Origin of the sequence: Marivita sp. (assembly GCF_965656765.1) — a bacterium.
Classification (GTDB): Bacteria; Pseudomonadota; Alphaproteobacteria; order Rhodobacterales; family Rhodobacteraceae; genus Marivita.
Genome location: NZ_CBFHLV010000089.1, coordinates 1 through 9,730, shown reverse-complemented (window position 1 = coordinate 9,730; position 9,730 = coordinate 1). Strand labels below are relative to the sequence as shown.

10 protein-coding genes and 1 pseudogene are annotated in these 9,730 nt (G+C 55.8%); 7 read left to right on the top strand and 4 right to left on the bottom strand.

What is annotated here, in order from left to right; genetic code table 11:
* The 7 genes and pseudogenes from ACTG4M_RS16210 to ACTG4M_RS16180 all read left to right on the top strand — a co-directional run.
* Positions 1 to 928 (top strand): annotated as a pseudogene (locus ACTG4M_RS16210) (RluA family pseudouridine synthase); the annotation flags it as partial.
* The gene (locus tag ACTG4M_RS16205) at positions 928 to 1,611 is read left to right on the top strand and encodes an HAD-IA family hydrolase (RefSeq protein WP_439124704.1); all 684 of its coding nucleotides are present in this window, start codon (positions 928 to 930) and stop codon (positions 1,609 to 1,611) included. The pseudogene ACTG4M_RS16210 and the gene ACTG4M_RS16205, both read left to right, overlap by 1 nt.
* Positions 1,608 to 2,321 (top strand): ATP12 family chaperone protein, encoded by a 714-nt coding sequence (locus ACTG4M_RS16200; RefSeq protein WP_439124703.1) that lies wholly within the window; start codon positions 1,608 to 1,610, stop codon positions 2,319 to 2,321. Before ACTG4M_RS16205 ends, ACTG4M_RS16200 begins: the two co-directional genes overlap by 4 nt.
* A 186-nt stretch (positions 2,322 to 2,507) precedes the next feature.
* The gene (locus ACTG4M_RS16195; protein WP_439124702.1) at positions 2,508 to 3,527 is read left to right on the top strand and encodes an amino acid ABC transporter substrate-binding protein; all 1,020 of its coding nucleotides are present in this window, start codon (positions 2,508 to 2,510) and stop codon (positions 3,525 to 3,527) included.
* A gap of 128 nt (positions 3,528 to 3,655) precedes the next feature.
* Complete coding sequence (locus tag ACTG4M_RS16190) at positions 3,656 to 4,870, top strand: amino acid ABC transporter permease (RefSeq protein ID WP_439124701.1); 1,215 nt, start codon at positions 3,656 to 3,658, stop codon at positions 4,868 to 4,870.
* 1 nt (position 4,871) lies between these two features.
* Positions 4,872 to 6,167 (top strand): amino acid ABC transporter permease, encoded by a 1,296-nt coding sequence (locus ACTG4M_RS16185; RefSeq protein WP_439124700.1) that lies wholly within the window; start codon positions 4,872 to 4,874, stop codon positions 6,165 to 6,167.
* Between the two features lie 47 nt (positions 6,168 to 6,214).
* Positions 6,215 to 6,988 (top strand): amino acid ABC transporter ATP-binding protein, encoded by a 774-nt coding sequence (locus ACTG4M_RS16180; RefSeq protein ID WP_439124699.1) that lies wholly within the window; start codon positions 6,215 to 6,217, stop codon positions 6,986 to 6,988.
* 82 nt (positions 6,989 to 7,070) lie between these two features.
* Here the strand turns inward: ACTG4M_RS16180 and ACTG4M_RS16175 are convergent, their stop codons facing one another.
* From ACTG4M_RS16175 to yihA, 4 genes are all read right to left on the bottom strand, one after another.
* Positions 7,071 to 7,571 (bottom strand): SixA phosphatase family protein, encoded by a 501-nt coding sequence (locus tag ACTG4M_RS16175; protein WP_439124698.1) that lies wholly within the window; start codon positions 7,569 to 7,571, stop codon positions 7,071 to 7,073.
* Between the two features lie 28 nt (positions 7,572 to 7,599).
* Complete coding sequence (locus ACTG4M_RS16170) at positions 7,600 to 8,253, bottom strand: ferredoxin (protein WP_439124697.1); 654 nt, start codon at positions 8,251 to 8,253, stop codon at positions 7,600 to 7,602.
* The gene (gene argB, locus ACTG4M_RS16165) at positions 8,250 to 9,119 is read right to left on the bottom strand and encodes an acetylglutamate kinase (protein ID WP_439124696.1); all 870 of its coding nucleotides are present in this window, start codon (positions 9,117 to 9,119) and stop codon (positions 8,250 to 8,252) included. Before argB ends, ACTG4M_RS16170 begins: the two co-directional genes overlap by 4 nt.
* A gap of 90 nt (positions 9,120 to 9,209) precedes the next feature.
* Positions 9,210 to 9,730: ribosome biogenesis GTP-binding protein YihA/YsxC (gene yihA, locus ACTG4M_RS16160; protein ID WP_439124695.1), on the bottom strand; the 521-nt coding region annotated here is incomplete at its 5' end.

The window sequence follows — 9,730 nt, the reverse complement described above, 5'->3', positions numbered from 1 at the left end:
CAAAGGCGAGTTGCGGATCGACGGAGGGCGCGTGAAAGCGAGCACGCGTCTGATCACTGGGTAAGAGGTTCGCATTCCTCCTCTGCCAGACCCGGGAGACGTTCAGTCACGTCCAAAACCGACCGTGTCAGATAAAGACGCCGAGATGATGAAATCGCTTGTTCTGTACAAGGACGACCACATCATCGCGATCAACAAACCGCCGGGATTGCCGACGCAGGGCGGCAGCAAACAAACGCGACATGTCGATGGCCTCGCTGAGGCGTTGAGCTTTGGTTATGACGAAAAACCAAGACTTGTTCACCGGTTGGACAAAGACACCGCTGGCGTTCTGTTGCTCGCACGTACGCGGGCAGTTGCGGGAGCCTTGACTGAGGCATTCCGTGCGCGCGAGGCTCGCAAGATTTATTGGGCGGCGGTTGCTGGTGTTCCGTTCCCACAGATGGGCACGATCAAGTTTGGTTTGGTCAAAGCGCCCGGGCACGGTGCCAGCGGCGAGAATGAAAAGATGCGCGCCGTCCATCCGCGCGACGTGGCCTCGACCGAAGGAGCAAAACACGCAACCACCGATTATGCGGTGCTAAGTGCCTTGGCGAAACGGGCTGCTTGGGTTGCAATGGTACCGATTACCGGGCGAACGCACCAGCTTCGAGCTCATATGTCGGAGCTGGGCCATCCGATCATTGGGGACGGCAAGTATGGCGGATCGGGTCAGGAAAATCTTGGCGACGGCTGGGGTGCGATGCTGGGCGGCGCGGTGAGTCGAAAGCTCCATTTGCATGCGCGGTCCATTTCTTTGAAGCACCCTATCACGGGCGCGCAGCTGAACATCACCGCGCCGCTGCCAGAGCACATGGAGCGGACTTGGGAGTTTTTGCAATGGGATCCCCGGGATGTGCCTGCAGACCCATTTGAGGATATCGACTGATGTCTGAACCGCTTCGGCTGGTGGTTTTTGATGTCGATGGCACGCTGGTGGACAGCCGTGCGCATATCCTGATGGCGATGCAAGATGCGTTCGAAGGCGCTGGTTTGTCTGTTCCATCAAGAGACTCGATTATGCATGGTGTCGGGCTGTCCTTGCCCGAGCTCATGGCGCAGCTTGTTCCGGATCAGAGCGCCAGTGTTCATCATGATTTGGCTGAAGGATACAAATCGGCGTCGCTAATGCGGCATATTTCAGCGGGAGAAGATGCCGCGGCGGTTTTCTACCCCGGCATCCGCGCTGTTCTGGACCGGCTTAAGATCGACGTTTTTACCTTAATGGCAACGGCAACCGGTATGTCGCGCCGCGGGTTGGATCGTATCATCGCCCAGCATCAGTTGGACGGCTATTTCCAGTCGACCCAAGTGGCAGACACGCATCCGTCAAAGCCAAACCCCTCTATGCTGCTTGCGGCTTTGCGCGACACCGGCGTTGCACCGGAAAACGCCGTGATGATTGGGGACACCAGCTATGACATGCTGATGGGAAAAAGCGTAGGCACCCACACCATTGGCGTGACTTGGGGTAACCAATCGCCGGATCACCTGAAGCAAGCCGATGTATTGGTGCACGATTCCGAGCATCTCATGTCCACACTGACCACTTGGATGGAGAACCTCTCATGAGCGAATGGGCTCCGAAACGATTCTGGAAATCCGCAGAAACTGCTGCGACGGATGCGGGGTTCGGCGTCTTGTTGGATGGTCGCCCGGTACGAACGCCAGCCAAAGCAATACTAAATGTGCCTAACGAAGCACTGGCCTCGCGCATCGCTGAGGAGTTTGATGCACAGGTTGAAAAAATTGACCCTCGCACAATGCCCTTTACCCGCTCGGCCAACGCGGCAATCGACAAGGTGGCAATACAGCATGCAGATGTCGCGGACATGCTTGCTGAATACGGTGACAGCGATCTGCTCTGTTATCGTGCCGATGCGCCGGACGAGCTTGTCACGCGGCAAGCCGAACAGTGGGGTCCGTTGCTGGACTGGGCCGAGGTTGCTTTAGGTGTGCGGCTAGAACCTCGTGTCGGTGTCGTCCACGAACCACAAGATGCAGCTGCACTGTCCAAACTCCGCCGGCAGGTGCATGATCTGGGCGTCTTTGAACTGACCGCGTTTCACGACCTTGTGTCGATCAGTGGGTCGCTGATTATAGGATTCGCAGCAAAAGCTGATGTCCAACCTGCCAACGATCTTTGGGACATTTCGCGTTTGGACGAAATTTGGCAGCAAGAACAATGGGGCGCGGACGAAGAGGCCGAAGAAATGGCCGAATACAAAAAGGCAGCCTTTTTGCACGCCAGTGATTTCATTCGATTGATCAGCGGGCACTAAGCGCCCTGACGCTGGGTAAATCCGGGCGTTTTGACCAAAAAATAGGCTAATTGCCTTGACCTCCGAGGATGAATCCCCACAAATCGTTGCCATCGTGAGTGGGGCACACCCTACTTTCGTCGTATGGGTGCGCAACCGCCCGTCAAAACCGCGCATCAACGCGCGGGCTAACAGGAAGAGGTAAACATGAAAAAAATTGCAATTCTTGGCGCGATGACCGTAGCTGGCCTTTCGGCTGGTGCCGTGTCTGCTGCCACGCTTGACGACGTCAAAGCACGCGGCAAGCTGAACTGCGGCGTGACAACTGGTCTCGTCGGATTTGCAGCGCCGAATGCAAACGGCGAATGGGAAGGCTTTGACGTTGGCGTATGCCGCGCTGTGGCCGCCGCCGTACTCGGTGATCCGACAGCGGTAGAGTTTGTTCCGACCACCGGCAAGACACGTTTCACAGCTCTCGCCTCGGGTGAGATCGACATGCTCGCGCGGAATACAACCTGGACTTTCTCGCGCGACGTTGACCTTGGCTTCGAATTCGTAGGCATCAACTACTACGACGGTCAGGGCTTCATGGTCCCGAAAGAACTGGGCGTGTCCTCAGCCAAAGAACTCGACGGCGCGACAGTCTGCATCCAGACCGGAACCACTACCGAGCTGAACCTTGCTGACTACTTCCGCAAGAACAACATCAGCTATGAGCCGGTTCCAATCGAAACCAACGCAGAAGCGCAGCCGCTGTATCTTGAAGGTGCGTGCGACGTTTACACCACGGATGCATCTGGTCTTGCCGCAACACGCGCTGCATTCGAAAACCCGGGCGACCACGTCGTACTGCCCGAAATCATTTCGAAAGAGCCGCTCGGCCCGCTCGTGCGCCACGGCGATAACGAATGGGGTGATGTGGTACGTTGGTCCCTCAACGCGTTGATCGCAGCCGAAGAACTGGGTGTGACATCGGCCAATGTTGGTGACATGGCAGCAGCAGCGGGCGAAAGCCCCGAGATCAACCGCCTTCTGGGCACAGAAGGCACGCTTGGCGCAATGCTTGGCCTCGAAGCTGACTGGGCCGTCAAGGCAATCTCTGCTGGTGGTAACTATGGTGAACTGTTCGAGAAGAACATTGGTGAGAACACACCAATCGGTCTTGCACGCGGTCTGAACGCGCAGTGGACCGAAGGTGGCCTGCTCTACAGCCCGCCCTTCCGCTAAAAACTAGATGACGGAAAAGGGCGCGGAACACTCCGCGCCCTTTTTCAAATCAAAGAAAAAGCCTTCGGAGACGGCATTAGAGCGCGACAAGCGCCGCCATCAGGCTCCGGAAAAACAGGGATAACATAATGTCCACGATAACAGACCCACCGTCGGGGTCGTTTCGGCTGTCCATGCTGATCAACGACACGCGTTACCGGTCCTACACCTTTCAATTTGTTGCGCTGGTTCTGCTGATCCTTGCCTTCGCCTATTTGGGCTACAACCTGATTGCCAACCTTCAGGCCGCTGGTCTGAACATTTCGTACCAGTTCTTGGGTGAACCTGCTGGGTACGACATCAATCAGACCTTGATCCCATACACGAGCCAGTCCTCACATTGGCAGGCATCGCTTGTTGGTGTTTTGAACACACTGCTGGTTGCCTTCCTTGGCTGTTTAATGGCGACAGTGATTGGTGTCGTCGTCGGCGTTTTGCGACTGAGCGATAATTGGCTCGTTCGTCAGCTCATGTCGATCTATGTTGAGATTTTTCGCAACGTCCCGGTCCTGATCTGGATCCTTATTATCATGGCGGTGTTTATCGCTGTGCTTCCGCAACCCCGGGACTTCAGAGGCGACAATCCCGAAGCCTCCATGGTGCTTGATGCCTTTGCGTTTACGGGCCGTGGCTTTTATTCTCCGGCACCTGTTTTTGGCGCAGGTTCTGGCTTCGTGATCGCCGTCTTCTTGGCTTCAATTGCAGGCATCTTCGCTTTTAAAAACTATGCGAAGAAAGCGCTCTATGAGCGTGGGCAACTGATCCCAACATTCTGGCCGTCTCTGGCGATATTCTTCGTGCCGTCCATCATCGCATTCTTCATCTTCGGACGCCCGATCTCGCTTGAATACCCCGAACTGCGCGGGTTCAACTTTCAGGGCGGCATCTTTATGCGGAATTCCCTGATCGCGCTTTGGTTTGCTTTGTCTATCTACACAGCTGCGTTCATCGCTGAAAACGTTCGCGCCGGCATCCTTGCGGTCAGCAAAGGTCAGACCGAGGCTGCGGCCTCATTGGGTCTGCGTCCTGGACGGATCATGAACCTTGTCGTGTTGCCTCAAGCGTTGCGCGTGATCATCCCACCACTGATCTCTCAGTATCTGAACCTCACTAAGAACTCGTCACTGGCGATTGCGGTGGGCTATATGGACCTGACCGGCACGCTGGGTGGCATTACGCTCAACCAAACTGGGCGCGCGATCGAGGCGATCTTCCTGCTTATGTTGTTCTATCTCGCCATCTCGCTTGCGATCTCTGCGATCATGAACGTCTACAATAACGCCGTTAAGCTGAAGGAGCGCTGAGATGTCAGATACACATGCACAGACAGTCGCTTTCGTCCGCGATACCATGCTCCCCGAGCAGCCTCCCCCCGTTACCGAAGCAGGCGCGATCAAGTGGATGCGGGAAAACCTGTTCAAAGGCTGGTTCAATTCGATCCTGACGATTGTGTCGATCTATTTTATCTACAAGATCGTGACCGGCGCCTACCCATGGTTTGCCAACGGCATCTGGACCACCAGTTCCTTGGCAGAATGTCGTGAAATGCTGGATGGTATGACGGGGGCCTGTTTCTCGGTTCTGACGGAACGCTGGAACCAGTTGCTCTTCGGATTCACTTACCCGTCTGAATCCTACTGGCGTCCGACACTGGCGTTCTTCATGCTAATCGTTGCGCTTGTACCGGTGCTTTATCCCAAGGCACCGCGCCAGATGCTGATCTTCACAGGGATATATCCGTTCATCGCTTATTGGCTCATCTGGGGTGGAACCATTCTTATCCCGCTGATGGTGTTGATTGGTTTTGTGGCTGGCTATTTCGCGTTCAAAAAGTTCGAGCGTCAGAGCTTTGCAATGGGCTTGCTTGCCAGCGTGGTGGCCGCAGTGGTTGTGATTTGGCTTGGCGGATTTGTGTCTGCGTCGATGCCGAACTTTCTGGCACTTCAGGCAGTCCCGTCCCGTGATCTGGGTGGCTTTATGCTCAACATGATCTTGGGAACGGTGTGCGTTTCGCTGTCGCTTCCCTTCGGGATCGTGCTTGCGCTGGGACGTCAGTCGTCGATGCCCATCATCAAGTGGATTTGTGTTGTCTTCATCGAATTCATCCGTGGGGTGCCGCTGATTACGTTGCTTTTCGTGGCGAACGTGGTTCTGGCGTATTTCTTCCCGCCCGGCTCGAACATCGACCTCGTTCTGCGGGTGATCATTATGATCACCATGTTTGCATCGGCTTACATTGCCGAAGTGATCCGTGGTGGTCTCGCGGCGCTTCCGCGTGGCCAATACGAAGCAGCCGACAGCCTTGGTCTGGATTATGCACAGGCGACCCGTCTTATCATCATGCCGCAGGCGCTTAAAATCTCCATTCCGGGGATCGTGAACGTCGCCGTAGGTCTGTTCAAGGACACCACCCTCGTGTCGGTGATTTCGATGTTCGACCTCGTGGGCATGATCCGCGGTCCGATCCTCGCGTCGACCGAATGGAACGGCGTGTATTGGGAACTCTGGGGATTTGCGGTCTTCGTGTTCTTCATCGTCTGCTTCAGCATCTCAAAATATTCGCAGTGGCTTGAGCGTCAGCTTGCCACCGATCATCGATAAATCCTCAACTCGCGAAAGCGATAGGGTGACAAATAGGAGGCCAAGCAATGGCTGAAACTGCAAACGCTCCGTTGGCTATCTCCGATGAGGTGGCGATCCAGATCCAGAACATGAACAAGTGGTACGGGACGTTCCACGTTCTGCGCGACATCGACCTGACGGTCTATCGCGGCGAACGGATCGTCATCGCAGGTCCGTCTGGTTCGGGTAAATCCACGCTCATCCGGTGCATCAACGCATTGGAGGAACATCAGAAGGGATCAATCTCTGTTGATGGCACCTTGCTGTCCAATGACATCAAGAACATCGACACGATCCGCTCTGAGGTTGGGATGGTGTTCCAACACTTTAACCTGTTCCCTCATTTGACGATTCTGGAGAACTGTACGCTCGCGCCAATCTGGGTTCGCAAAACGCCCAAGCGCGAGGCAGAGGAAACCGCGATGCATTTCCTCGAAAAGGTCAAAATCCCCGAACAGGCGAACAAGTATCCCGGCCAGCTTTCGGGTGGTCAGCAGCAGCGTGTGGCCATCGCCCGATCGCTGTGCATGCGCCCGCGTATCATGCTGTTCGATGAACCAACTTCGGCGCTTGACCCCGAAATGATTAAAGAGGTGCTGGACACGATGGTCAGCCTTGCAGAAGAAGGCATGACCATGCTCTGCGTGACCCACGAAATGGGATTTGCCCGTCAGGTCGCAAACCGCGTGATCTTTATGGATGCGGGGCAAATCGTCGAACAGAACGAGCCGGAAGAGTTCTTTAACAACCCTCAGAACGAACGGACCAAATTGTTCCTGAGCCAGATCCTGGGGCACTAATCCTACGGGCTGTTACGAACAAAGAACGCTCTGGGTTGCCTGACCTGGGGCGTTTTTTATTCCGAAATCGGTCGATTGCAGCTTAGTCGTCTGATGTGATGACCTCGCGGGGAATAGCGAAATCGACACAGGTGCCAGACCCGAAAGCCAGCTTTGACCAATCGTCGATCTCAAACTGGATCAGGCTGGTGGCGCAGGTCGGATAGTCATTGAAACGCGGATGATTGGGCCAATCTTCAAGCAGCCTTTTGGCGCACTCCGCAATGCCGTGATTGTGGCTGAGCAAAAGGACAGTGTCGCCAGTGGCTGCTCTCAGCGCGTCGACAATCTCTTCTGCCTCAGCCAGATACAAACTGCGTTCAAATCGAGTTGAAACATTCGGCAGACCGAGCAGATCAAGCGTCTGCCGTGTGCGCGTAGCAGTAGAGCATAGAACTTCGTCTGGCAGCCAATGCATCGACTTTAACCACACCCCCATCGCTGGGGCGCTTGCCATTCCGCGCTTGTTCAATGGCCTGCTGTGATCATCTCCAGCAGCGGACCAATCCGATTTGGCGTGACGCATGAGGATCAGTCGTTTCACAAGTGCCGCGCCTTTCTTGGGGTCGAGTTCACTCTCCCAAAAATGCGCGCATGTGGAAAGCGGATTGTTCGGGTAGGCGGCCAAAGCTTTTGGAAACTGGACAGGCTCGCCGCACGAGACAGCCTTCGCGGCAAGCAGCTCCGTCTATGGATTGCATACGAGCGACGCAAGTGGGGACGTCGTAGTCTTTACCTGGGGCAAGCGCACCGACTGGGCAGGCGGACTCGCAGGGGCGATCTTCGCATGTCGGACAGGGCGATATTGCTGGTGCAGGCAGGTCAAGCCGTTGGGGCAAAGCCAGTGCCGCACGAAAGCTGATGAACAACCCTGCTGTGTCGTGAACAAGCAGACCAACCGGCGATGACCAGCAGGCACTACTGCGCTGCGCCCAATTCAAAAAGGGCGCATAAGGCGGTCCGTCATAGGGAAAGACAGCTGTGCCGCCAAGGGGCACAGCCAAGCTTGCTGTGGCCCGTTTTGACCATCGGTCCAAAGGGTGAGGTCGGCCATCCAAATATTCTGACGAGGTTGAAAAGATGCCCCAGAAACGCGGTTCATCTGGGCCAAGCATGACCAAGGTTTGCGCACTCTCTGGCGCGTCGTCCTCTGAGCTTGGATGAAACGCACCGCGCACGGCAAGGCCGACCTTGCGGGCCGATGCGTCAAGCGCGTCTAATGTCACCGGGGCGGGCGGATCAACGACCCGGCACCATGCTCTGTGAACAGCTCAAGAAGGCAGGCATTGGATACGCGCCCATCTAGGATCACCACTGCGCGCACACCCTCTTCAATGGCTTTGAGGGCGGTTTCGGTTTTTGGGATCATACCACCGGCGATAGTGCCGCTTTCGATCATCGCAACCACTTCATCTGGAGTCATTGCTGTCACAACATCACCGTTGCCGTCTTTCACGCCACTGACATCCGTTAGAAGCAGCAGACGGTCTGCCTTGAGAGCGCCAGCAATAGCGCCTGCAGCCGTGTCGCCATTGACGTTGAATGTTTCGTTTGGTTGCATCCCGGTCGCCACGGGGGCCACCACTGGTATGATGCCGGCTTTGAACAAATCGCGCAGCACCTGAGGATTCATCTCGACCGGACGACCGACAAAGCCAAGCTCTGGGTCATCTGCTTCGCAGACCATCAGGTCGTCATCTTTGCCCGAAAGCCCAACTGCGCGACCGCCTTCATCCATGATTGCCTGAACAATGCGTTTGTTGACCAACCCGGTCAGCACCATTTCGACGACCTGTACGGTCGCTTTGTCCGTCACGCGCTTGCCGCGCACGAACTCGGATTTGATGCCCAGCTTGGTCAACATGTCGTTGATCATTGGCCCACCGCCATGCACGACAACCGGGTTGATGCCGACTTGACGCATCAAGACAATGTCACGGGCGAACTCGGCCATGGCGTCATCATCGCCCATCGCATTGCCACCGAATTTGACAACGACGACCGCACCAGCATAGCGCTGCATATAAGGCAACGCCTCTGACAAAGTGCGGGCGGTGGCGATCCAATCGTGGTTCATATCTCGGGATTTCATATCGGTTTTGATCCTAGCCAGTGCGCGCCTGACACCTGCCTTGTGTGCGACATGGCTAATGCAGTGGCAAGCCGTTTTGCGCCTACTCTTCTAGCCAATTCCGGCGATGATACTGCGTAACGTGGCAATTCCGTCGCTTTTTTCGCTGCTGGTCAGGACGAGTTCGGGATACGCGGCCGGATGCTTGGCCAGCTTTTCGCGCACCTGCTTGAGAAGGCTGTCATATTGCGCAGGCTTGATCTTGTCGGCCTTGGTTAGAACCACCTGAAACGTCACGGCGCTGCGATCAAGCAGAGTCATGATTTCTTCATCGACGGGTTTGATGCCATGACGGCTGTCCACCAACACAAACGCGCGTCGCAGGCTTGCGCGGCCAGATAGATATTGCTTAAGCAACGCTTGCCATTTTTCGACCACCTGAACCGGTGCGTTGGCGTATCCGTAGCCGGGAAGATCGACGAGATAGCGTTCGTCGCCCAACGTAAAGTAGTTGATTTCCTGCGTGCGTCCGGGTGTGTTCGACGCCCGAGCCAGCGCCTTACGCCCGGTAATCGCATTGATCAAAGAGGATTTTCCGACGTTCGAACGCCCTGCAAAACAAACCTCAATCC

What these genes read in the sequence shown, in the direction of transcription:
- ACTG4M_RS16205 (WP_439124704.1), top strand. Translation starts at nt 928, where the DNA reads ATGTCTGAACCGCTTCGGCTGGTGGTTTTTGATGTCGATGGCACGCTG.
- ACTG4M_RS16200 (WP_439124703.1), top strand. Translation starts at nt 1,608, where the DNA reads ATGAGCGAATGGGCTCCGAAACGATTCTGGAAATCCGCAGAAACTGCT.
- ACTG4M_RS16180 (WP_439124699.1), top strand. Translation starts at nt 6,215, where the DNA reads ATGGCTGAAACTGCAAACGCTCCGTTGGCTATCTCCGATGAGGTGGCG.
- ACTG4M_RS16185 (WP_439124700.1), top strand. Translation starts at nt 4,872, where the DNA reads ATGTCAGATACACATGCACAGACAGTCGCTTTCGTCCGCGATACCATG.
- ACTG4M_RS16190 (WP_439124701.1), top strand. Translation starts at nt 3,656, where the DNA reads ATGTCCACGATAACAGACCCACCGTCGGGGTCGTTTCGGCTGTCCATG.
- argB (WP_439124696.1), bottom strand. Translation starts at nt 9,119, where the DNA reads ATGAAATCCCGAGATATGAACCACGATTGGATCGCCACCGCCCGCACT.
- ACTG4M_RS16195 (WP_439124702.1), top strand. Translation starts at nt 2,508, where the DNA reads ATGAAAAAAATTGCAATTCTTGGCGCGATGACCGTAGCTGGCCTTTCG.